At 57.6% G+C, this 23,331-nt stretch carries 24 protein-coding genes; 4 read left to right on the top strand and 20 right to left on the bottom strand.

Going from position 1 to position 23,331, the window contains the following annotated elements:
* Positions 1-134 precede the first annotated feature (134 nt).
* Both F4V43_RS11805 and F4V43_RS11800 read left to right on the top strand, forming a co-directional pair.
* Positions 135-473, top strand: coding sequence for a hypothetical protein (locus F4V43_RS11805; RefSeq protein ID WP_150458436.1), 339 nt, complete (start codon positions 135-137; stop codon positions 471-473).
* Between the two features lie 198 nt (positions 474-671).
* Positions 672-1,856, top strand: a complete 1,185-nt coding sequence (locus F4V43_RS11800; RefSeq protein ID WP_150458435.1) for a peptidylprolyl isomerase — start codon at positions 672-674, stop codon at positions 1,854-1,856.
* An 87-nt stretch (positions 1,857-1,943) separates the two neighbouring features.
* Here the strand turns inward: F4V43_RS11800 and F4V43_RS11795 are convergent, their stop codons facing one another.
* From F4V43_RS11795 to F4V43_RS11750, 10 genes are all read right to left on the bottom strand, one after another.
* Positions 1,944-2,138, bottom strand: a complete 195-nt coding sequence (locus F4V43_RS11795) for a DUF2188 domain-containing protein (protein WP_150458434.1) — start codon at positions 2,136-2,138, stop codon at positions 1,944-1,946.
* 97 nt (positions 2,139-2,235) lie between these two features.
* Positions 2,236-2,865, bottom strand: a complete 630-nt coding sequence (locus F4V43_RS11790; RefSeq protein ID WP_150458433.1) for a nitroreductase family protein — start codon at positions 2,863-2,865, stop codon at positions 2,236-2,238.
* A gap of 252 nt (positions 2,866-3,117) precedes the next feature.
* Entirely contained in the window at positions 3,118-4,644 is a 1,527-nt protein-coding gene (locus F4V43_RS11785; RefSeq protein WP_150458432.1) for a copper amine oxidase N-terminal domain-containing protein, read from the bottom strand.
* A gap of 69 nt (positions 4,645-4,713) precedes the next feature.
* Entirely contained in the window at positions 4,714-5,385 is a 672-nt protein-coding gene (locus F4V43_RS11780) for a TraX family protein (protein ID WP_150458431.1), read from the bottom strand.
* A gap of 123 nt (positions 5,386-5,508) precedes the next feature.
* Positions 5,509-6,507 carry an aldose 1-epimerase gene (locus tag F4V43_RS11775; RefSeq protein ID WP_150458430.1) on the bottom strand — a complete coding sequence of 333 codons (999 nt, stop codon included), beginning with the start codon at positions 6,505-6,507 and terminating at the stop codon, positions 5,509-5,511.
* Positions 6,508-6,613: 106 nt separating this feature from the next.
* On the bottom strand, positions 6,614-7,318 hold the full coding sequence (locus F4V43_RS11770; RefSeq protein ID WP_150458429.1) for an MgtC/SapB family protein: 705 nt from the start codon (positions 7,316-7,318) through the stop codon (positions 6,614-6,616).
* Positions 7,319-7,553: 235 nt separating this feature from the next.
* The gene (locus tag F4V43_RS11765) at positions 7,554-8,348 is read right to left on the bottom strand and encodes an SDR family oxidoreductase (RefSeq protein WP_150458428.1); all 795 of its coding nucleotides are present in this window, start codon (positions 8,346-8,348) and stop codon (positions 7,554-7,556) included.
* Positions 8,349-8,479: 131 nt separating this feature from the next.
* Entirely contained in the window at positions 8,480-9,274 is a 795-nt protein-coding gene (locus tag F4V43_RS11760; RefSeq protein ID WP_150458427.1) for an ABC transporter ATP-binding protein, read from the bottom strand.
* Complete coding sequence (locus F4V43_RS11755; RefSeq protein ID WP_150458426.1) at positions 9,258-10,175, bottom strand: ABC transporter permease; 918 nt, start codon at positions 10,173-10,175, stop codon at positions 9,258-9,260. The genes F4V43_RS11760 and F4V43_RS11755 overlap by 17 nt, the downstream gene beginning before the upstream one ends.
* Positions 10,176-10,198: 23 nt before the next feature.
* Positions 10,199-11,233, bottom strand: a complete 1,035-nt coding sequence (locus tag F4V43_RS11750; RefSeq protein WP_150458609.1) for an ABC transporter substrate-binding protein — start codon at positions 11,231-11,233, stop codon at positions 10,199-10,201.
* A gap of 237 nt (positions 11,234-11,470) precedes the next feature.
* On the opposite strand from F4V43_RS11750, the gene F4V43_RS11745 reads away from it, so the two are divergent.
* Entirely contained in the window at positions 11,471-12,424 is a 954-nt protein-coding gene (locus tag F4V43_RS11745; protein WP_150458425.1) for an NlpC/P60 family protein, read from the top strand.
* A gap of 9 nt (positions 12,425-12,433) precedes the next feature.
* On the opposite strand, the gene F4V43_RS11740 is transcribed toward F4V43_RS11745, so the two are convergent.
* From F4V43_RS11740 to F4V43_RS11720, 5 genes are all read right to left on the bottom strand, one after another.
* Positions 12,434-12,781 carry a DUF2500 domain-containing protein gene (locus tag F4V43_RS11740; protein ID WP_223879869.1) on the bottom strand — a complete coding sequence of 116 codons (348 nt, stop codon included), beginning with the start codon at positions 12,779-12,781 and terminating at the stop codon, positions 12,434-12,436.
* A gap of 166 nt (positions 12,782-12,947) precedes the next feature.
* Complete coding sequence (locus F4V43_RS11735; protein WP_150458607.1) at positions 12,948-13,235, bottom strand: stage VI sporulation protein F; 288 nt, start codon at positions 13,233-13,235, stop codon at positions 12,948-12,950.
* A gap of 69 nt (positions 13,236-13,304) precedes the next feature.
* On the bottom strand, positions 13,305-15,356 hold the full coding sequence (recG, locus tag F4V43_RS11730) for an ATP-dependent DNA helicase RecG (RefSeq protein WP_150458424.1): 2,052 nt from the start codon (positions 15,354-15,356) through the stop codon (positions 13,305-13,307).
* 13 nt (positions 15,357-15,369) lie between these two features.
* Positions 15,370-16,230: a DegV family protein gene (locus F4V43_RS11725; protein ID WP_150458423.1), complete on the bottom strand. Its 861-nt coding sequence runs from the start codon at positions 16,228-16,230 to the stop codon at positions 15,370-15,372.
* Positions 16,231-16,260: 30 nt separating this feature from the next.
* A complete protein-coding gene (locus tag F4V43_RS11720) occupies positions 16,261-18,036 on the bottom strand; it encodes a DAK2 domain-containing protein (RefSeq protein WP_150458422.1) in 1,776 nt (591 codons plus the stop codon).
* Positions 18,037-18,230: 194 nt separating this feature from the next.
* Here F4V43_RS11720 and rpmB point away from each other — a divergent pair, with 194 nt between their 5' ends.
* A complete protein-coding gene (rpmB, locus tag F4V43_RS11715) occupies positions 18,231-18,419 on the top strand; it encodes a 50S ribosomal protein L28 (RefSeq protein ID WP_150458421.1) in 189 nt (62 codons plus the stop codon).
* A gap of 90 nt (positions 18,420-18,509) precedes the next feature.
* Here rpmB and spoVM read toward each other — a convergent pair whose 3' ends face one another.
* From spoVM to F4V43_RS11690, 5 genes are all read right to left on the bottom strand, one after another.
* Positions 18,510-18,590, bottom strand: a complete 81-nt coding sequence (gene spoVM, locus F4V43_RS11710; RefSeq protein ID WP_006675261.1) for a stage V sporulation protein SpoVM — start codon at positions 18,588-18,590, stop codon at positions 18,510-18,512.
* Positions 18,591-18,690: 100 nt separating this feature from the next.
* Positions 18,691-19,377, bottom strand: coding sequence for a ribulose-phosphate 3-epimerase (rpe, locus tag F4V43_RS11705; protein WP_150458420.1), 687 nt, complete (start codon positions 19,375-19,377; stop codon positions 18,691-18,693).
* A gap of 4 nt (positions 19,378-19,381) precedes the next feature.
* Positions 19,382-20,284 (bottom strand): ribosome small subunit-dependent GTPase A, encoded by a 903-nt coding sequence (gene rsgA / locus F4V43_RS11700; protein ID WP_150458419.1) that lies wholly within the window; start codon positions 20,282-20,284, stop codon positions 19,382-19,384.
* A 30-nt stretch (positions 20,285-20,314) separates the two neighbouring features.
* Positions 20,315-22,558, bottom strand: a complete 2,244-nt coding sequence (gene pknB / locus F4V43_RS11695; protein WP_150458418.1) for a Stk1 family PASTA domain-containing Ser/Thr kinase — start codon at positions 22,556-22,558, stop codon at positions 20,315-20,317.
* Positions 22,558-23,331 carry a Stp1/IreP family PP2C-type Ser/Thr phosphatase gene (locus F4V43_RS11690; RefSeq protein ID WP_150458417.1) on the bottom strand — a complete coding sequence of 258 codons (774 nt, stop codon included), beginning with the start codon at positions 23,329-23,331 and terminating at the stop codon, positions 22,558-22,560. Before F4V43_RS11690 ends, pknB begins: the two co-directional genes overlap by 1 nt.

The following is a 23,331-nucleotide window of genomic DNA, read 5'->3' as shown; positions in this document are numbered from 1 at the left end:
GGCTGTGACAAATCCCTTTGGAACTTTATCCATAATATTTTAAAAATAAGTCTTTTCAAGGTCAAAACGCTGTGATACAATGAAAGCGCTAACAAGACAGCGAGTTTTTACTATTTTTAAAAGGGGGAACACGAATGAGCAGCATTCTGCTGGAGGCCAGAAATGTATATGAGGACTTCGAGGTGGAAACGGACATTCTGTTCTTTAAGGTCGGAGACCATGACCAGGTTATCTTTCACGGCAGAAACTACAATATCAGAAAAAGAATGACTGCCGAGCAATTGAGCCGCCTTCTGTCTAATCCGTCGTACTTCTATGTCCAGTCCGGCTGCTACATCAACCTCAACAAAATTTCAACCATTGAGGACGATTGCGTGTACTTCGGCGAGAAGGGCTGGTATGCCAAACGGGTACGGATTCCCAGACGCAAGAAGGAGCAGATTCTTCATCTGCTGAATGGACGCCTTGCTTGAACAGCTTCGCCTGGTTGCGGGATTGAAGCCGGAAGCGGACGGGATTCCCGTTCCTTCCGGCTTTTGCCGTTTTGCTTAAGGATGTCTTAAACGCCCCGGTCTGTATTTTTATACTTTCTTAAGGTTTGAAGCCTCATTTTCTGGTAAAGTTGTATAAAGGACAGGCAACACCTATTTCTGAAGGGAGTCATTATTATAATGGACAAGAAGGATTTCAACGAGAACGATCATCAGGAGAACGGAGTTACACCGGAAGACGAACAGAATGCCGGGACAAGTACTGCCGCTTCCCCCGATGTCTTCGAGGGAGCGGGTTCCAGCCACGAAGCGAACCCTGTACCGGTGATGAACAAGGTGGACGGCGGCAATTCCGCGCCTCCCAAGGGTCCCAGACCTTCCCGTCAAGGCATGGGCTGGATGATTGTATCGGCGGTTCTGGCCGTTGCCCTGGTGATCGTGCTGATCTACCCCCCTTTCCAGAAAGCTGACAATGACACAACCGTAGCCAGCGTGAATGGAGAGAAGATTACCGAGAAAGACCTGTATAATGAACTGAAGAAGACGGCCGGCGAAGACAATTTGAAGTCTATCGTCCAGTCCATGATTTCCGAGAGACTGATCGATCAGGAAGCCGAGAAGGCCAAGGTAACCGTGACCGACGCGGACATTGAGGAAGAACTTAAGAAGATCACGGACCGTCTCGGCGGCGAAGAAGCGCTGAACAATGCGCTGAGTCAGAGCGGAATGACGCTTGCCAACCTGAAGGAGCAGATTCCTTCCCAGGTGAAGCTCCGCAAGATTCTGACTCCGCAGATCAAAGTCACCGACGAAGACATCCAGAACTATTTCAACGAGAACAAAGAGTCGCTCGGCAACAAGGAAGAGGTCCGGGCCTCCCATATCCTCGTGCAGACCAAGGAAGAAGCGGATGCCATCTACAAGCAGCTTAAGGATGGTGCCGATTTCGCCGAATTGGCCAAAACCAAATCCGGCGACACCGGTTCCGCCTCCAAAGGCGGCGACCTCGGTTTCTTCGCCAACGACGGCTCGATGGTAGCCGAATTCGCCAATGCCGCCTTCAAAATGAAGGTAGGCGAAATCAGCGAGCCGGTGAAGTCAGACTACGGCTATCACATTATCAAGGTCACTGACCACAAGGACGCCCATGAAGCGACTCTGGCTGAGAAGAAAGAAGAAATCCGCGAGACGCTGATCTCCGACAAGGTTCAGGAGAAGTCCTCCACCTGGCTTCAGGATCTCATGAGCAAGTCCAAGATCAAGAATACGCTGACCGACAAGGCGGAAGCTTCCGCCGCTCCGGCCGCGTCGGCTTCCCCGGCCGCGTCCGCTGCTCCGAGCGCAAGCGCAGCAGCCGCCAAGTAAGCACAGCAGCCGGACAACGTTCCGGTACAAAAAGAGGAAGAGCCCAGGGCTCTTCCTCTTTTTGATTTCTGCCGAGCGAACAGGAGGCTAATCCTCCTTCCGGCGAACCGGTTGGTCGTGATTCTCTCCCCATTCTTTGGCTTGGGACGTTGCGATGGCAATCGCGCGCCCCTCTTCATATCCTTCTTCCAGCAGCGCATTGGCAATCTCGACCGCCTTATTGCGCACCGGTGCGGTAAAATTCTTCAAGGAATCCGGGTAATTCTCCTTGTTCCATGGCATGAAGCTTCCTCCTCTCACAGGGTTGCTAAGGCAATTCCGGCGTTATACTCTAATTAGCCAGTCCCTGTGCGGGGTGAACCACAATCCGTGAACGTAATTACTTCACGATCCGTACGCGTTCTTCAACCGGCTGGAACTGCTTCTCGCCCGGAGCGGCTCCTACACCGCCGAACGGCATCTGGGCAATCAGTCTCCAGCTCTGGGGAAGGCTCCAGGTCGATTTGACTTCTTCGTCAATCAGCGGATTATAGTGCTGAAGCGAAGCGCCAAGTCCCTCGGCGGACAGCGCCGTCCAGACCACGAGCTGCAGCATACCGGAGGACTGGTTGGCCCATACCGGGAAATTGTCGGCATACAGGGCGAACTGCTCTTGAAGTCCCTGAATAACGGCTTCATCTTCGAAGAAGAGCACCGTGCCGTATCCGGACTTGAACGAGTTCATCTTCTGCGCTGTGCCTTCGAACTGTTCGGCAGGCACGATCTTGCGAAGAGTCTCCGTGGTCAGATCCCACAGTCTGTCGTGCTCCCCGCCCAGCAGAACAACAACTCTTCCGCTCTGCGAGTTAAAGGACGAGGGAGAATGCAGAACAGCCTGTTCCACCACTTCCCGGATCCGGTCATCGGATACCGGGGATTCCTTGGTGATCGCATAGACGGAACGTCTTGCCTGAACAGCTTTCAAATAATCGGCGGATTTCAATTCCTGGTTCAGCGTGTACTCGTTCATGGTCAATTACCTCCTTAATATTTAGCAACTTACTTTTTTATATCTTAAAACATTTCTTCGTGCAACGCAACCTGTTTCTGGAATAGCCGTTTTCTTTTTTAGTGTCGCTTGCTAACCCGGATTTATACATGGCGTAATCGGCTGTCCGATCTTCTGCATGCAAATCAGGCTCCCGGCCTCTTCAGCCGGGAGCCTGATTCGAGTTCCGCTTCCACCGCGGTCACTGCTGTAAGCTATTATTCGGGCCGCGTTCTACTTACGAGATACCACAATCCAGCCTTCTTCATCCGTCTTAATCTCGGCGTGCAGACCGGCAGCCAGCGTCCGCAGCGGAGCATATCCGGTTCCGTATTCATCGAAGAATACCGGAACAGGCAGCGATACCGTCCGGCCGTCGATCACGGCTGTCTTGGCGCCGGGCTTGAAGACCAGGGTCGATCCGTATACATCGTCGGTTACCGTAATGGTCTTGCTCCCCGCGTCCCACTGAACGGTTGCATCCAGATCGTCCGCCAGATAGCGGATCGGAATCATGAGGGTTCCCTTCACATTGACGGTCTCGTAATAATCGTCATAGACGGGGTCCACATAGAGCGTGCGCGCCGTCAGTCCCATCTCACCCTTCAGGAGACGGTATAAATCCGACTGGCTGTCCAGATTGCGCAGCAGAGTGCCCGGCGTCGGCTCCTCCGCTCCCAGCTCCAATCCGCCATCGGTTGCAATCGCATCCGCCTGAATCGCCGAGTCGGACCCGTTCAAATTCCACACCTGGCTCTCGGCCGAGATTTCAAGGGATCGCAGCGGCAATTCCGAATTGCCCGGCAGGGCGATATGCAGAAGGTACGCTTCCTTGCGCACATGCAGGCCGGAGTCCACATACAGATCTGCGGACAGCTTCGTATCCTTCGACAGCACCGTATTGAGCTCCGGCGTGTTCTTGAACAACTCTTCCTTCCCCTTGTCGTACATGAGAATCAATGAGTCCAGGCCCAGCTTCAGCGCATCCTGCAGAACCGCTACCACTTCTTCTTTGTTATCGAGCGGAATCCCGCTCAGACCGATACTGTCCAGCTCCTTCGATACAGCTTCCTGCTTGAGCAGCGGAAGCAGGTAGTCGTACAAGCCACCGACCACTTGATTCAAGCCTTCCGGGTCTTTAGAAACCGATTTCAGGAACCCTTTCAGCAGGGCGGGCAGTTCGTCGCCTGTCACCTCTCCATGAATTTTGGCCAAGGAGAGCGAGCGGCCGTACACATTCTCCGTCACCGGCGTAACCGAGAATACGGACGGGTTCGGAAGATTGCGGACAACGAGCGAAGTCAGCGCCCGGCCGATTTCTTCCGTCTTCTTCGCATCGGGCTTCCATCCCCCGAGTTGCTCCTGCGCATCCGCCAGCGCTATGTAATACGGATGCCGCGCACCCTCCGGAAGAATCGCCATGACCTCGTTATTCAAATACATGCGGAACGGAACACGGTAATTCTTCAGCCCCAGGCTGCCTGTTGCCGACACTTCGCCGTTCTCCTGCCGTTTCACCGTATCCAGCCGCACCGAGAGCGAATTGATCAGCTCTACCGCTCGCCGGCTGTCTTCGTCGATCCCCACTGCCGGATCAGCCTTGACGGTGAGCGTCAGACTGCTCTCGGAAGAGCGCACATCCAGGTTGCCCAGCAGAGCTTTGGTCACATCCAGACCGGCGGCGCTCTGGCAGCCCGCCAGTATCATGACCAGCGCCAGCAGGGCGGACAGCCCTTTCCATTGTCTCCTCAGCTTCTTCAATAATCCTCTCCCTTTCCTGTAACGAATTTAAAGATAATCCATTATCTCAAGTGAGGAAGGTTTTGTAAATCACCAGAATAGCAGCTCGTGCGGCCATTCCAGCTCAGGGAGGGGCCTGCCGGACGCTGCTTTCGCTCCTGCCAGCAGCAGCAGATGGACCGGATAGAAAGACCACCACACCCCGCGCGGAACGCGCCATCCTTCCAGCCTGCTCCAAGCGCTCGGTGCCAGAACCATCGCCAAGGTTGGCACCAGACTGAGCATCTGTCCATGCCAGCCCAGCAAGAAGTAGACCAGATTGAGTCCCAGATGAGCTGCGATCAGCCAATAGCCGCGGAAATAACGGTAGACCAGAACCAGAAGCAGCCCGTAGGCATTGTAATCCATGGGGAGAAGATCCATCAGCCAGCAAGCGGCTGCGATTATTCCAAGCCCAAGCCACGGGCTCGGCGGCAGCGTATCCAGCAGAGCGAGCACCAGGCCGGAAGCAAGCAGGGTGAACACCACGTTCAGTCCGCCGGGCACCAGCGCGAGCTGATAGGGGATCTGGGCCAGCAGAGCGATCAGCAGCAGCCGGAGCCAATAGCGCGGCCTTGACGAGGTGTGCAGATGACCTTGAACCAGCGCATAGCAGTAGATGGGAAAAGCCAGCCGGCCCACTTCCCTCCAGCCCGGTTCGCCCGGATAAAAGATGAGGCCGATATGGTCGATCAGCATGGTAAGCATCGCGATAATCTGCAAGGAAAGGCCTCCCGAACCCAAGATAGACCGATTATATCAAAGATCGGTCCTCAGCCAAAAGCCCGGTCCGCTGCGCGGCCGGGCTGTCGTACAGGCAAATCGCTTATCGGCGTTTGCCCGCGCCTACTTGGCGTTTTTGACATAGAATCGGGCAGTCTCTTCCCAGTACTCTCCCGGCTCCAGACCGAACAGACCGATCTCTTCGGCAGGCAGCTTGGACTTGGGGGCATTGACCAGATTAATCTGCGGTTCCGGGCAGAAGAAGCCTTCCGTAGCCTGGTTGTTCCAGATCATCCACTGCTTGTAGGACGTTCCCACGTCATAGACCAGTGTGATGCCTTCCTTCAGATCGGTCAGCTCCATCCGGTTGCGTCCGTTCTGGGGAACGGCGGTGTAATGGTTGTCCATCGGGGCAAAGAACGGATTGACGCCTTCTCCCTTGAGCTTCTCTTCCTCGCTGGTCAGCGGCTGATAAGAACCGGTAGGCAGCATGCGCTCATCCAGCTCCCAGCGCTGTCCGATCGTCGCCTTAACCCGGTAATCCTTCGCCGTGCTCTTGGGGGCGAACGGCGCATTGACCGCCGTATGGAAGGCCAGCAGGCACGGCATCGCCTCGTCGCCGTTGTTGCGCACCAGAAGATGTTGGGACAGCCCGTCCCGGCTCAGCGAATACCGCAGGCGTACCGTGTAGCGGTGCGGCAGGTAGGCGTAGGATTCATGGTTCTCGTCGATGGTGACCGAGACGATGACATAGCTCTCGCTGGCCGTTGTCCCGAATTCCTCAACGGTCCAAGGCGTAATATGCAGGAATCCGTGAAGGTGGTTGCCCGTCTCTTCCTCATTCACCGGGAAGCTGTACGCGCCGCCGTTCCAAGGGAAGCTGCCATCCTCATAGCGGTTCGGAGGGAACAGCACCGGGATGCCGTAGATGCCGGGCTTGTCCCGGAAATCCTCCATGTTGTCGCCGCCGGGCTCGCGCAGAAAACGGTAATTCTTGGATACATCCCGGAAGGCAATCAGATTGCCGCCGATGCGCGGAATCATGGCTGCCACATAGTCGCCGGCCTCGAGCCAGATGGCTTTTTCGTCTCCATACATGCCTTCGTATGCTCTTAATTCCATAGTCTCTATCCTCTCAATTCTATAGTTGAAAATGCTTTCACCGTCTACTAGATTAACATAAACCCGGCCGGATTGCACAACGCACTGCCGGGCTGCAAGCAATCCCTTACAATTGTTCGACTTCCACGCTGATCACATATTCAATATTCTTGACCTCGTAATAGATCTGGGCGATAAAATGATGATCCGGCGCGGAGACCACCATGTCCAGCATCTGTCGTCCATCCTCCAGATCCTTGATCTTCATCCGCCGGATGACCCGGGCCTTGGACCGCGGAACCTTCTCCCGGTTCTCGATTCTGCGGATAATGTCGCTCAGCGCTTCGTTCGCTTCCATGACAATCTTCAAAGATACATCATGCTTGTTCAGCTTCTGCGGTCCGACCGCCCGGATCAGGTTCGGAATGGCGTTGACGGCGAACATCAGCAGAATGACGGCCACGGCCGCTTCCACATAGAATCCGGCGCCTACCGCGATGCCGATGCCGGAAGCCGTCCAGATCAGCGCAGCCGAGGTCAGGCCCGAGATGGCGTCTCCTCCGCGCCGCAGAATAACCCCCGCGCCGAGAAAGCCGATGCCGCTGACGATCTGGGCGGCCAGACGCATCGGGTCCATATTCGGGTGCTCGGGTCCCGCGAACTTGTCGAATGCATGAATAGAGACCAGGGTAACCAGGCAGCTTGCAATGCTGATGACCATGCTGGTCCGGATGCCGAGCGGTTTTTGCTTGAGCTGACGGTCAATGCCGATGAAGAGCCCGAACAGCATGGCAACCAGCAGTTTGATTGTTGAGTCAATGTGCACTTCCATGATACAGCCTCCAGTATCACCTTCGTTGGAATAGAATCGGAATCCTAACGCGTTTTGTCCGCCCATGCAAAAACCGGCCGGGCGCCTGCTGTGCAGGACGACCGGCCGCTTCAATGACGGGGACGATCCGAGGAGAGGATGTCGGCGCCTTTTATCCTATGCAAATTGTCGCCGAATCATGACCATCGGTCAAGGCCTTGTCAGGCGTGATCTTCAAGGAGGCTTCCTGCCGGGTTTATCCGTGAAGCAGCGACTCCGTCCCGTCACAGTAGACTTCGGTTCCCGAAATATGATCGGAATCATCGGAAGCGAGGAACAAGGCCAGCTTGGCCACCTGCTTCGGCTTGCCCGGGCCATTCTCCAGAGGCTGATCGCCTTCCGGGAACTCTACGGGAATCTTCACTTCTTCCAGATCCTCCTGGGGGAAGGTATTCTGGTCGATGTTGGTCGTAATCGCACCCGGGCAGATCGCGTTGACGCGAATGCCGAACTGCGCCAGCTCCAGCGCCGCCATCTTCATGAAGGCCACCTGGCCCGCTTTGGTGGTGCTGTACGCCGAGAAGCCGATGTTGGAGAATACGCGGTTCCCGTTAATCGAGCTCGTGATCAATATACTGCCTCCGCCCGCCGCCTTCAGATGCGGAATCGCATATTTAACCGTCGCGAACGTGCCGCGAAGATTAATATGGATAGTCTGGTTCCAATCGTCCATATCCATGGTCTCGATTGGCGCCATCGCTCCGTTAATGCCTGCGTTGGCGAATACAATGTCCAGCCGCCCCCATTCGGAGGCAACGCGGTCGATGGCTTGTTGGACCATCTCCGGTCGTTCGATGTCGCATTCCACCACCATAGCGGTTCCGCCCGCTTCTTCAATGCTCTTCTTCACCTTCTCGGCGCTGTCCGGCGTCCGGTCCAGCAGGGCAACCTTGGCGCCGTGTCTTCCGAACTCCAGCGCCGATGCCTTGCCGATCCCCGATCCTCCGCCGGTGATAACCGCCACTTTGCCTGCGAGCCTCTGTTCTGTCATGGGTGCATCCTCCTTGTCGTCTCACGCCCGGCTCCGCCGCTGATCTTACAGGCGGAGCAGTCAAGGCTTCCCTACCTTTTTAAACGTCCGGACAGGAGGATGAATCGCACAGCTGACGCTAGAGGAGCGGTTCAGCCGAGCATCATCCGGTCATCGGTCAGCCGGTGTCCGCTGATCGATTCAAATTCGCTCGTCAGCGACTCGACGCTGAGGTTCTTCTTCCGCGCCGAATCCAGGTCAAGGATGATGCGTCCTTTATCCATCATAATCAGGCGGTTGCCAAGGCGAATGGCCTGCTCCATATTATGGGTCACCATCAGGGTCGTCAGCTTCAAATCGCCGACAATGGTATCCGTCAGCTGCGTAACCAGTTCGGCGCGGGCCGGGTCAAGCGCAGCCGTATGCTCATCCAGCAGCAGAATGCGGGGACTTGTGAACGTCGCCATCAGCAGACTGAGCGCCTGCCGTTCGCCGCCGGAGAGCAGTCCAACCTTCGCGCCAAGCCGGTTCTCGAGACCGATGCCAAGCCGTTCCAGTTCGGCCTTGAAGCCGGCCCGTCGCTTCGGTCCGATCCCCAGCGACAATCTCCGCCGCCGTCCGCGCATGAACGCCATGGCCAGATTCTCTTCAATGGTCATATGCGGCGAAGTGCCGGCCATGGGGTCCTGAAAGACACGGCCGATCCAGGGACTCCGGCGGTGCTCGGGAATGGAATTTACATTCTTCCCCTCGATCTCCACTTCCCCGCCGTCCGGCTGCATCGCCCCCGAAATGAGATTCATCAGGGTGGATTTGCCGGCCCCGTTGCTGCCGATGACCGTTACGAAATCGCCGGGAGCCAAATGCAGATGAAGTCCAAGCAATGCAATCTTCTCATCGGGGGTTCCGGGATTGAACAGCTTGGTCACATTAGTTAATCTCAGCATGGCCCGCACCTCCTCCCATTCCGGCCGACAGCTCCGCAGTTCGTCTGCGGGCGCTGCTCTTGAACTTATAGTGCCGCCGGATTGTGGGGAATACCAGCGCCGCAATCACGATCAGCGCCGTAATCAGCTTCAGATCCGAAGCTTCCAGCCATTCCACCCGAAGGGCCAGAGCGACCACAATACGGTAGACCACCGAGCCCAGAACCACAGCAAGCGTGGCCCGGAACACGGTGGAAGAACCGAAGATCGCTTCACCGATAATGACCGAAGCCAGGCCGATGACGATCATCCCGATCCCCATCGAAGAATCGGCAAAGGAAGAAGACTGGGCAATCAGCGCGCCCGAGAGAGCGACGAGTCCGTTGGACAGACTGATTCCGATCACCTTCGTGAAGTCGGTGTTGACGCCAAGGCTGCGGATCATGCGGCCGTTGTCTCCGGTCGCCCGCAGCGCAAGACCGAGGTCGGTCTTGAAGAAGCCGTCCATCAGCAGCTTGACGGCAAGCACCGCGAAGGGCATCGCATACAGCGGATGGAGCGTATCCAGCACGGAGGGCTCGCCCATGATGGACACATTGGGACGGCCGAGAATCCGCAGGTTAATGGAATGAAGAGCGATCATCATCAGGATGCCAGACAGAAGCCCGTTGATCTTGCCCTTGGTATGCAGCAGACCGGTGCACAGGCCCGCCAGCAGGCCTCCGGCCAGGGCGGCTGCCGTGGCCAGCCAGGGCGAATAGCCGTGCGCAATGAGTACTGCGGCAATGGCTCCGCCGGTGGCGAAGCTCCCGTCTACCGTCAGATCGGGAAAATCCAGAATCCGGAAGGTGATATATACGCCGAGGGCCATAAACGCGTACAGAAGGCCAAGCTCTACCGCTCCCCGTATTGAATCGAACATGACGCGCCGCTCCCTTCAGCCTGCTATTGAATAAGATTATTGGTCTGATCGGCCACTTCCGCCTTCATGGCATCCGTCACCTTGACGCCCTGGGCCTCGGCGGCTTTCACATTCAGAATCAGGTCCAGCTTCTCCTGCATCTTCACAGGCATATCCCCGACCTTCTTGCCGTTCTTCAGGACGTCTGCGGCCATTTCGCCAACCTGGTAGCCGTGATCGAAATACTTGAACCCGACTGTAGCGAGAGCGCCTCTCTCCACGGTATCGCGGTCGCTGGAGAAGAAGGGAAGCTTGTTCTTGTTCGCGACCTGGATGATGCTGTCCACCCCGCTGACTACCGAATTATCCAGCGTAATGTAGATAGCATCGGCTCGTCCTACCAGGGATTCCGCGGCCTGCTTGACCTCGGAGGTGTTCGTGATCGGCGCCTTGATCAGCTCAATGCCATGTCCGGCCAGCGCCTTCTTGGCCTGGTCAGCCATCACTACGGCATTGGGTTCCCCCTCATTGATCACAACGCCCAGCTTCTTCACATTCGGGAAGTTGGCGGCGATGAAATCCATCAGGCGGACGATGGCCTGCGGGTTCGTATCGGACGCTCCCGAGACTTGTCCGCCGGGATGCTCCATGTCCTTCACAATTTTCGAGGAGACCGGATCGGTTACGGCGGCGAACAAAACCGGCGTGCTGTCGCCCAGGCTCTGGACCAATGCCTGGGCAGTCGGCGTAGCAATCCCGATGACCAGATCGTTCTTGTCGCCGGCCAGCTTCTGTGCGATGGAGAGATTATTGGAAGAATCCGCCTGCGCATTCTCGTAATCGACGGTCAGATTCTCTCCCTCCGTAATTCCGGCATCCTTCAGCGCCGCAAGGATGCCCTCCCGGGTGGCATCCAGCGACGGATGCTCCACATACTGTGCAATGGCGATTTTGTAGGTCTTCGCTTTCGGTGCAGCGCTGCCTGATGCCGCGCCGCTGTTCTCATTGTTGCCGCAACCGCTGCTGGCGATGAGCAGCAGGCCCAGCGCCAGACTCCATACCGTTCTCTTTGTCTTCATCATCCGACTCCCCTTCTCCTGTGGTTACCGTCCGTACGCAATTCGCTTCTTCGCTTAACCCAATAATCGCGAAGATGCGTTGTCGCTTCTTCGCATTAAAGCAAAAAGGACGCGAAGACTGCTTACCAGCGGTTAATAAACTAATAGTAACGGCGCCCGCAAGTTCCGTCAATTCATAATTTCACTTGCTTTGGGTCATACTCTCCGTACAAATCCGCTCAAGATGGAGAGTGTCCCATGAAACCTATGTATGGCTTTGCCGCCGGCTGCCTGGTCGCAGCGGTATCTCTTTCGGCCGCCGCGGGCTGCGGCAATACCCGTTCAGCCGAACCGGTGCCCACCACTTCCCCTGGAACCGGGCCTGTCATCCAGTCCTACACCGAGCGCAGCTCTATCAGGGACGGCTCAGGCCAGACCTTGCTGCCGCTTAAGCCCGCCGTCCGGTCGCTCGGCTACCGGATGGAGGAGAGTCAGAGCGGCGAGGTGCTTATCGGATACACGGACGTCATGTTCCGCCTGAAGCCCGGTGACACGTCGGCGCAGTCCATGGGTGAACCTCTTACCCTTCCCCAGCCGCCGGAGCGGTTGGAAGGCATTGTATACATGACGCCCGAGTCCATGTCCCGGCTGTTCCGGACGGTAGTCGGCTGGGACCCGAAGAGCGGCGAGATCGCCATTGATACGCCGACCGAAGGCGAGGGCAGCTCCTCGCCGCTGCCAAGCGGAAGCCCATCCGGAAACGCCGGAGGCACATCTGCCGGATCGGACAGCGGAACCATACGCATTCAGAGCCTTTCTTCTTCCGAGGCGGATGAACTCGTCGCCTATGCCAAACAATTCCTTGGCGTTCCTTATCATTTCGGGGCCGAGCCATATGATGTATCCCACAGATTTGATTGTTCCTCGTTCACCCAGCATGTCTTCAAGAAGTTCGGAGTCAGTCTTCCCCGGCTTGCCCGCGATCAGGATAACCGGGGAACCCGCGTGCAGCGCAGCGATCTTAAGCCCGGCGATCTGATCTTCTTCACCGTTCCCGGCCGATTCGAGAGCGACGCCGTGCCCGGACATGTCGGCATCTACATCGGCAGCGGCCAGTTCATCCATACCTGGGGAGATCCCGGCGTTCAGATCAGCAAGCTGGACAGCGGCTACTGGAGCAATGTGGTGCTGCATATGCAGCGGGTTATATAGCTTTCGCCTTCACCCGGCAGAATGGCGGCGGAAGCCTTTGAAGCGCGTTCCTTTATGCGTAAGAACGCCTCTGTCGCCTTCTACAATTCCACCGTATTCTTCGTCGGGCACTCTCAGCTCCAGACGCTGCCCGTCTCCCATTTCGAACGTAATGAAGTAATCCGTATGACTCGGCCGGTTAAACGCGCCTCCCGTTACCCGGGCTCGTCTGGTTACCGCTGTGCAGAACACCTCCTCAAGCGGACTGGCATTGTTGAACGACCATCTTCGGAGGCCCCTTACAAGGTTATACAGCAGCGCTCCGAGCCAAAATACCAGAAACAGGATAATCAATACAAAAACCAATTTAATAACCAATTTCACCCTCTCCTTTCGTTCTCTCGCACCCTTCTATACGCACTCTACAGGATAGAGTTTCCAAATCGTGGATGCCAAAAAAGCCATTCCTCGGCAGGACCGGTTCATTCGCACCGAAATCCTGAAGGGAACAGCTTGATCGGTTCACATTCTACGCTTCGTCAGACTAGCGGAACATCCCCCACAGCCGAATCAAATGAAACGTATTCTTCGGATCGATCTTCTGGGCGATTACGAACCGGACGATGCCTTCCTCCTGGGTGGCCGTCAGCCGTTCGCCCAATATGGAAGAAGCGTTGCGCACCAGTCTGCGCACCACCGCAGCATCCTGAAGCTCCTGCTTGCCCAGCCCGTTCACCAGACCCTTGATCCGTTCCTTGGTCGGAGGATTCTTCATCTTCGTCTTGATCCGCTCCACCAGTTGCGTGCTGATGCCGTACTGCTGATAACTCATATTCATGCAGCTACCTCCCGTCATATCCAGTCTTTCTTACTCTATGCGGGAAGGCGGGCACCTGTGCCATCAGTCCATCAGATCTCCCTGAAAAATCTGCTCGCGCTGCAGAAAATCGCGCAGCGGCGCGTATTCCGGAGACGTCCAGAAATGGCCGTCTCTCAGCAGCTCCGCGGCATCGCCGCGGGCCTGCTCCAGCACGTCAAAGTCGGCCGTCATATCGGCCAGACGGAACTCCGGCAGGCCGCTCTGCTTCGTTCCGAAGAAGTCGCCCGGCCCGCGAAGCTCCAGATCGCGGCGCGAGACCTCGAAGCCGTCGTCGGTCTCCGTCATGGCGATCATCCGCTCCTTGCCGATCTCCGATTTCGGATCGGCGACCAGAACGCAGAACGAAGCGTGCTCGCCGCGTCCGACCCGTCCGCGAAGCTGATGAAGCTGGGACAGTCCGAACCGGTCGGCGTCGATAATCACCATCAGCGTAGCGTTGGGGACGTCGACGCCGACCTCGACCACTGTCGTGGAGACCAGCACCTGAATCTCGCCCGAATAGAAACGGCGCATGACCTCATCCTTCTCCGAAGGCGTCATTCTGCCGTGCAGAAGTCCGATACGCACCGTGGGAAGCGCTTGGGTCATCGTGATGTGCAGATCAATCGCATTCTGCACATCCAGCTTGTCCGACTCCTCGATCAGCGGCGTAATCATGTAGGCCTGCCGCCCCTGCTCCGTCTCCCGCCGAACGAGCCCGATCACCCGGTCCATCTGCCCCGGCTTGGCCCAGTACGTGGAGATCGGCACTCTGCCTTTCGGACGCTCCGACAGCGTCGAGACATCCATATCGCCGAATACAGTAATAGCCAGCGTCCGGGGGATCGGCGTCGCCGTCATCGTCAGCACATCGGGATTGTAACCCTTGCGCCGCAAAATGCTGCGCTGATTGACCCCGAAGCGATGCTGTTCATCGGTCACGACGAGTCCGAGATCGCGGAAGAACACATCCTCCTGAATCAGCGCATGCGTCCCGACCACGACATCGGTCAGTCCCATTTGCAGCGAAGCCAGAAGATCCTTGCGCTTGCGCCCGTTCACGCTGCCCGTCAGCAGCCCCACCGTGATGCCGAACGGCTCGAACATGCGCTGCAGCGACCGGAGGTGCTGCTCGGCCAGTATTTCGGTGGGCACCATCAGCGCCCCCTGGAATCCGGAACGGACCGTGGCGAAGAGAGCGATCGCCGCAAGCACGGTTTTGCCGGAGCCGACATCTCCCTGCAGCAGCCGGTTCATGCAGTACGGAGAGCGCATATCCTGGAGAATCTCCAGTTCCACCCGCTTCTGGGCATCGGTCAGCTCAAAGGGAAGACTGCGGACGAACTGGCGGACGGTAGCGTTGTCTACCGTATGCACTACCCCGTCCATGCGTCCCCGGTTCAGCACGCGGAAGGCCTGAACCTTGAGCTGGAACAGGAACAATTCTTCATAGACCATCCGCCGCCGTCCGGCCGAGCCGTCGCTTGTATCCTCCGGCATATGGATCGTCGCGATGGCGCGGCTGCGGGGCATCAAATCGTATTTGCGCAAAATCGACTGCGGCAGAATTTCCGGTATCATCGCGCCGTACTGCTCCAGCGCCTGGAGAATGGTCTTGCGCAGCCACGACTGCGTGATCTTCCCGCCGACGGAATAGACCGGCTGCAGCGTGCCGGTCTTCACGCTTCCGCGGTCGGGAAACTCATGGTCTGTCACCGTAATCTGCGAACGCTTCTGGTCCCACTTGCCGGTGACCACCACGTCCCGGCCGGCGGCAAGCTGATCCCGGACGAACGGCCGGTTGAACCAGGTGGCCGTGAACATCCAGGGGCCGGCAACCATTTTGCAGCTCAGACGCGACTTCCCGCCGTACCGCTGAAGCACCGGCAGACCGATAACCTTCGCCTCCACCGTCACTTTCTCCCCGTGCTTCACCTCGGAGAGCGTCTTGGGGCGGTAATCCTCATAACGAAACGGATAGTACTCCAACAGGTCTTTCACCGTAAAGATGCCAAAGGCGTGAAGCTCCTCCTGCTTGGAGGCGCTCACGCCAGCGATGGCTCTGACTTCGATATCATTCAAAGTAAGCGTCATATTCATCTCCTACTCAGGCGGGCCAGATGAATACGGCCAGCGTCCCGTTGCCGACATGGCTGCCGACGACCGGTCCGACATTCGTCAGCACTTTCTCTTTCACCGTAAAATGCCGGGAGAGCTCCTCCAGGAACTCTCTGGCGGATTCAGGTTCCGCGGTATGGCCGACGGCCGCGTTGACCGTATCCATGCCCTTCAAGTCATTCTTGAACAGCTCTATCATGCGGGCGACCGCTTTCTTGCGGCCTCTGACCTTCTCTACCGCGTAAATAATGCCCTCCTGATCGATGGAGAGAATCGGCTTGATGTTCAGCAGAGTGCCGAGAAAGGCGGAGGCTTTGCCGATCCGGCCGCCTTTTTGCAGATATTCCAGAGTATCGACCAGGAAGTACAGCTTGCGGGATTGGCGGAGCTGCTCGGCCGACTCCAGAATCGCAGCCGGTTCAAGCCCTTGCGCAGCCAGCCGCGCAGCATGCACTACCATAAAACCGAAGCCGTACGAAGCCGACAGGCTGTCCACCACGCTGATGCGCTCGCCTTCCTCTTCCAGCATCGACTTGGCCAGAAGCGCGGATTGGTACGTTCCGCTGAGTCCGGACGAGATGTGGAAGGAGAGAATCGAACATCCCGGATTCCGGGCCATAATCCCCTGGTAGACCTTCATATATTCGACCGGGGACGGCTGCGACGTTGTCGGCAGCTGGGCCGTCCGGGGCAGCCGTTCATAGAACTCCTCGGGCGTCATATCTACCCCGTCGCGGTAAGTTTCGTCGCCGAACATTAGGGCAAGGGGCACTACCTCGATTCCGTATTCCTTCGCCAGGTCCGGCGGAATGTCGGACGTGCTGTCTGTAACGATGATCGTTCGACTCACAAAACTTCCTCCCTTCAAGCTCCCGGTATCTTAAGCTTCAACCGAGAACAGGTAGTAATAGATCGGTTGGCCGCCTTCGTGAATCTCAAGCTCCACATCCGGATATTCCGTCTGCAGCCAGGCAGCCAGCGCTTCCGTCGTTGCATCCTGCGCATCCTCGCCGGTCAAGAGCGTAACAATCTCCTCGCCGGTCTCCAGCATCACGCTCAGCAGAGCCTGGCTCGCTTGAAGCAGATCGGAATCGGCGGCGACGATCTTGGAGCCGGAAATGCCGATGTACTGGCCTGCCTTGATCTCCATCTGATCGATGACCGTATCGCGGACGGCATGGGTGACCTGTCCGGACTTCACATGGGCGATGGCATCCAGCATGGCATCAGCATTCACTTCGACCGGCTGGTCTTCATGGAATGCGAACGCAGCCGCGATGCCTTGCGGAATGCTCTTGCTCGGGAGAACCGTGATGTCGCGCTCTCCTTCCAGCAGATCCTTCGCCTGCTGGGCGGCCAGAATAATATTGGAGTTGTTCGGCAGAATGAAGATGTGCTTGGCCGAAATGGAATTCACCGCATTCACAAAGTCTTCCGTGCTCGGATTCATCGTCTGGCCGCCGGCCAGTACGGAATCGATGCCCAGACTCTTGAAGATCTCGGTAATTCCGCTGCCTGACGACACGGCGATGAAGCCGTACGGCGCCAGATCGTCTGCCGGAGGAACCGCCGGCGCAGGCACGCTGCTGGTCTCCTCGGGCATGTCCGCGAACAGTTCGGGGCTAGGCGCAATGTCCATTCCCGCTTCCAGCAGGTCGCGGTGCTGCTCGCGCATGTTCAGGATATGGATCTGAGTGATCTCTCCATAGAGCAGCGCCAGATTCAGCACCTCGCCCGGCGCTTTGGAATGCACATGCACCTTAATGGTCTCGTCGTCGGAGATTACAATAATCGAATCCCCGTTCACCGACAGCGCCTTGCGGAACTTGTCCTCGTCAAAATCGACCGTCGCCCCTCCGCCCAAGCGGCGGTTGATGAAGAATTCCATATCGTACAGGAATTCGATATCCTCGGTGTTCAGTCTCGATTGCGCGGAGCTGTGCGGCGCGGCATGCACCGGCGCAGCGGCCGGAACCCCGGCAGGCTTCGCCTGGACAGCCGGGCGGGCCGCTTCGGGCGTCCGGACCGGAGCGGAGACCGTTCCGCTCAAATATTGGTTGAATCCTTCATAGATGTAGACAAGGCCTTGTCCTCCGGAATCGACCACTCCGACCTGCTTCAGAACAGGCAGCAGTTCGGGCGTATTGGCAAGCGCTTCTTTGGCTTTGATCAGAACCTCCTGCATCAGCTCCGCGATATCCGCCGTTCTCCGCGAATAATAGATCGCATGGCGCGCGGCTTCCTTGGCCACCGTCAGAATGGTTCCTTCCACCGGCTTGACGACGGCCTTGTAGGCGGTGTCGACTCCAGTCTGGAGCGCCGCTGCGAATTGCTGCGCATTCAGTTCTTCGTATTGGGCCGCATACCGGCTGAACCCGCGGAAGAGCTGGGACAAGATAACGCCCGAGTTCCCGCGCGCGCCCATCAGAAGCCCTTTGGAGAGCACGCCCGCACATTGACCGATCGACTCGGTATTGTTCCGGCGAAGCTCGCCCGCGCCTGCTGTCATCGTCAGATTCATGTTCGTTCCCGTATCCCCGTCGGGGACGGGAAATACATTCAGGGAATTGACGTGCTCCGCATGCTGCTGCAGCTGGTCCGCTCCGGTCAACACCATCGCGGTAAAATCAGTTCCATTTATAGAACGCTTACTCAATGAGAATTCCCCTTCCATACTTGCTGCCTGATCTGATTCTTCTTTCAATTTATCACAAAATACACTATTATATATTGTACTATAAGCGCTCACAGAAATAAATGTTTTTGAATCGGTTGACGAAGCATTTTTTGCTGTGATATTATAGTTAGGTATTGTTTTTAGCAGGAGTGTTATTCAAGGAGGTGTAATTCATGTCCCGCAAATGTTCTGTTACTGGTAAGAAGCCTGGAAGCGGCAACCACGTATCCCACGCCAACAACCACAACCGCCGTTCCTGGGGGGTTAACGTTCAGAAGGTGCGCATTCTGGTGAATGGCAAGCCGAAGCGTGTATACGTCAGCACCCGCGCCCTGAAATCCGGCAAAGTCGAGCGCGTGTAAGCCTCAACTTTCATAAGGCATTCAAGCAAAAAGCACCCTTTACTTACGTAAGGTGCTTTTTTTCATGTTCTCCTATTGAATTGTCCGTCCTCAGCTCTTCTGAAACGTGTTCAGAATCGCCTTCACGAATCCTCCCAGGAACTTCGGCAGCTTGAACGTATAGAATTTCATCCTTCACCCTCCGATCGGTGATGCAGCCTCTGCGCCAACGCCAAAAAGGCTACATGAGATTTCCGCTCATGTAACCATATTTATGCGGCCCGGACTTGGCCTATTCCGCTGTCCCGCCTCTTTGGGCGCGTCCCGACTCGGCGGCGGCGCGAATGGAAGCAATCGCTCCTGCGCGGTCCGGTCGCCCGAAGACGGCGTTGCCGGCGACGAGCACATCGGCGCCCGCCCCGCAGACGAGAGGAGCGGTCGCTTCGGCGATGCCTCCGTCCACCTCAATCCGCAGGGAAGGATTGAACTCCTCCGCCATGGCGCGAACCTCGCGGATTTTGCGAACCATTCCGGGAATAAAGGCCTGTCCGCCAAAGCCGGGGTTAACCGTCATGACCAGCACCATATCGAGGTCGCCCAGCACTTCGCGGACCGCCACAGCGGGCGTCCCGGGATTAAGGGCTACGGCTGCCTTCAGCCCCAGTTCCTTGATCTGGTGAATCGTTCGATGGAGATGGATGCAAGCCTCCGCATGAACGGTAATCACCGACGCTCCCGCCTTCGCAAAATCGGCGATGTAGCGTTCCGGCTCTTCGATCATCAGATGCACGTCCAGCGGAAGCGACGTATGGCGCGATACCGCTTGAACAATCGGCGGTCCCAGCGTTATGTTGGGCACGAACCGGCCGTCCATTACATCCACATGAAGCCAGTCGGCTCCGGCCGCTTCGATCTCGGCCACTTCCGAGCCGAGGGCGGCAAAATCGGCAGACAACAGGGATGGTGCGAGGATTATCATAGAGTCAGTACCTCCGCTTCTTGTCTTTCATCTCATTGAAAAATGTCCGGTAGTGCTCATAACGGCTTGCAGCCACCTCTGCGGCCTCGACCGCTTCCATGACGCGGCAGCCCGGTTCGTGAAGATGGGTGCAGCCTCTGAACTTGCAATCCTGGGAGAGGGCGGCGAATTCACGGAAGCACGATCCCAGTTCCTCAACGCCCAGCTCCAGGAAATCCAGCTGACTGAAGCCCGGCGTGTCGGCCACATACCCGCCCCCGATGTCGATCAGCTCGACATGACGGGTCGTATGGCGTCCTCGTCCGAGACGAAGGCTGATGGCGCTGGTCTCCAGGTCCAGCTCGGGCACCAGCGCATTCAGCAAGGAGGATTTCCCCACTCCGGATTGACCCGAGAATACGCTGATCCGGCCGGCCAGGCGTTTCTGCACTTCCTTGCGACCCAGTCCCGTTACGGAGCTTGTGACCAGCACCTCGTAACCGATCTTCTCGTAGAGCCGGCGCGCTGCTTCCGCTGCGTCCATGTCTTGGCCGGCCAAATCCAGCTTCGTCAGCACAATCAGCGTCTCCAGACCGGCATGCTCGATATGGACAAGGAACTTGTCCAGAAGCTGCAGGTTGAGGTCCGGCTCGCGGACCGAGAACAGCAGCACGGCAAGCGACGCATTGGCAACGGGGGGGCGAATCAGCTCGGTGCTGCGGGGAAGGATCTGCTCTACCGCGCCCTCGCCGTTCTCCGTCAGCGTATAGAGGACCCGGTCGCCGACCAGCGGCGACTCGCCCCTCTTCTTGAAGATTCCCCTCGCCCGGCACTGTATGTTATCCGCTTCCCAGGCAATGTCTTCGCCCCGCAGCGGCTTCACATAGTAGTACCCGCTCAGCGCTTTGACAATGACTCCTTCGGGCATAGTTACAGCCATCCTTCCGCATATCGGAACTTAATCTGTCGATTTCTTATCCTTGTTCTTGGTCTTCTCCTGGCCGTTGCCCTTAACCTTGGCATGGTCCGAGGCCTTGTTGGCATTGGCATTCGGATTGGCATTCGGAAGGACGTAGGCCGTCTGATCCGCTTCTCCGCCGTCCTGCTCCCCGTCATCCAGCACGGCCGCCGGGTCGGCAGGCTGGTCCGGCGACGGCGGCGCGGTTGCGGTCGGCGTCACAGACGGCGACGGCGGCGGCTCGGCGGCCGACGGTTCCGGAATCGGAACCGTTCCGTTTTTGGCATCCATATAGGTTACCGGGTAGGAATCGTAGAAATCACCGTCGCGGTATACATTCACAACCCCGTCGATGTTCGGAGCGAGAACCAGATTTACCGACAGGACCTGCGTCTTGGTGATCGTGCGCGTTCCCCAATCCTGCTTCTCGCCGCCCGCTCTCGCGTCGGCATACTCGATCCGGATCTTCGTCCTGCTGCCTTCCTTCGCTGGGGATACCGGCAGATTAAAGGTGTATTCCAGCGCTTCAGGCGGATAGCCGGTGCTGACATAGATCGTAATTTCGCTGCCCGGAGGCGCCGAGACTCCCTTGTCATACGGCCACTGCTTCACGACCTTGCCTTCCTCGACCGAGAAGCTGGACTCGTTCTTCACTTCTCCCAGTACCAGTCCGTTCTCTTCCAGCTTGCGCTTCGCCTCCCGCTCGGTCAGCCCGCTGAGGTCCGGCATAGTTACGCTCTCCTGCCCTTTGCTGATCACCAGCGAGACGGTAGCGGCATCGGGGTCATATTCCGAATTGCCGACCGGATTCTGACGGATAACCTGGCCGGGCGAGTAATCGGCGCTGTACTCTTCATCCCGGGTAATCCGGCTCTGGTCAACGCCCTGTTCCGTCAGCAGCGCCGCCGCTTCCTCGAACGTCTTGCCGGTCAGGTCGGGAATCTTCGACAGCGGTTTGGCCGTATTGACCGTCAGTGCAATCTCCGTTCCCTTCTTCACTACGGAATCGGGCTCCCGGCTCTGCAGCAGCACGATGCCTTGATCATACTTGGCGTTGTAGTTGGTCGAGACCGGCATCGTCAGGACGAGACCGAGCTCCTCCAGCTTGGCTTTGGCATCGTCCAGCTTCATCTCCGTTAACTTCGGCACCTTGACCTCCGGAACGGACAGCTTGTTGTTGACGTACCAGATTACGCCGGACATGGCTACCAGCAGCAGCACGAGGGCCAGTGCAATCCAGATGATCGGTTTTACTTTGGACTTGGCTCGCTTGGGGCCGTTCTCGGACGCCTCTTCCCGCACCATTCGCTCTTCCTGTCTCGGCCGCTGGCCGAGGCCGCGGGGAGTCGGCTTGATCGCCGGAATGACCCGGGTCCGCTCTTCGTCCTCCCCTTCGCTGAAGTCCAGCTTCGGTTCGCTTCGGCGTTCGGGAAGCAGGCAGGTCTCCAGGTCCTGAAGCATCTCCTTGGCGGACTGATAGCGTTCCTCCGGATTCTTGCGCATGGATTTCAGAATGATGTTCTCCACGCTCTGCGGAATGTGGGGATTGAGCTTCCTCGGCTCCTCGAATTCCTCCTGAAGATGCTTCAGCGCAACGCTGATGGGACTCTCTCCGAGAAAAGGCAGATGGCCCGTCAGCATCTGGTACAGCACGATGCCGAGCGAATAGAGATCGGACTTCTCGCCCGTGGCGACGCCTTTGGCATGCTCCGGCGAGAAATAGTGGACCGACCCGACGACCGAACCCGTCTGGGTAATGGTCGTGGAGGTTACCGCGCGGGCAATCCCGAAGTCCGTCACCTTCACCCGTCCGCCCCGTCCGATCAGTATATTATGGGGCTTGATATCCCGGTGAATAATCTGGTTCTGGTGGGCGTGATCGAGCGCGTCGCAGATCTGGGATGCGATCCGGATCGACTCATCGACCTGGAGCGGAGCCCTCTCCTTGATAATCTCGTTCAGGTTCTTGCCTTCCACATATTCCATTACAATATAATGAATTTCGTCCTCTTGCCCCACGTCGTAAATGCTGACCACGTTGGGATGGGAGAGCGAAGCCGCCGATTGGGCCTCCCTTCGGAAGCGCCGAATAAACTCCTCGTCGTGCACAAACTGGCTGCGCAGCACTTTGATGGCGACGTTGCGGTTGAGCAGAATATCGTGCGCCCGGTAGACGAGCGCCATCCCTCCTCCGCCGATTCGCTCGATGACTTGGTAACGACCGCCTAACTCGTGACCGATCATCACTTCCACTCCTTCGTTTCGGGCACCGCGGCCTCCTCATGATGTTCAAGCATGGCAACCGAGATGTTGTCGCTTCCTCCCGAGAGCAGCGCAAGCTGAAGCAGGCGCTCGGCCCGCTCCTCCAGGGTAATCTCCCGGATTCCCGCCACTTTGCCGAGATTCTCTTTGCTGACATGGTTGCTGAGTCCGTCGCTGCAGAGCAGGATCGTCTCGCCCGGCGCGAGCGTCACCGGGATCAGATCCACGATAATGTCGGCATCCGTGCCCAGCGCCCGGATCAGCACATTGCGCCGCGGGTGCGTATTCAGCTCCTGCGCGCTGATCTGGCCGTTCTTATACAGCTCATTGACGAGCGTATGGTCCTCGGTGAGCTGAACGGCCTGACCCTCTCTTACTATGTACGCCCGGCTGTCCCCGATGTGGCCGATATAGCCCGCACCGTTCGCCAAAAGCACCGAAACGACGGTCGTACCCATATTATGGTACTTCTCGTCGCTCGCCGCTTTGCCGTGGACAACCGCATTCGCTGTTAGGATCGCTTCGTTCATGGCCGAGCCCAGATCTTCCTGGGAAAGGCCGGCGGGGAGAGCGGTCAGCTGTTCCCTGACCGTCTCCAGCGCGAGCCGGCTGGCCGTATCTCCGGCCAGATGCCCGCCCATTCCGTCGGCGATAATGCCGAGGGTATACCCTTCTCCGGTCGTTCCGCTCCATACCGAATCTTCATTAACGGAGCGCACACGGCCGATATCGCTGACATGAACCGTTCTGATCAC

The sequence above is a fragment of the Paenibacillus spiritus genome (genome assembly GCF_008710135.1).
Classification (GTDB): domain Bacteria; phylum Bacillota; class Bacilli; order Paenibacillales; family Paenibacillaceae; genus Paenibacillus_AQ; species Paenibacillus_AQ glufosinatiresistens.
This window is presented reverse-complemented; position numbering and strand designations above follow the sequence as displayed.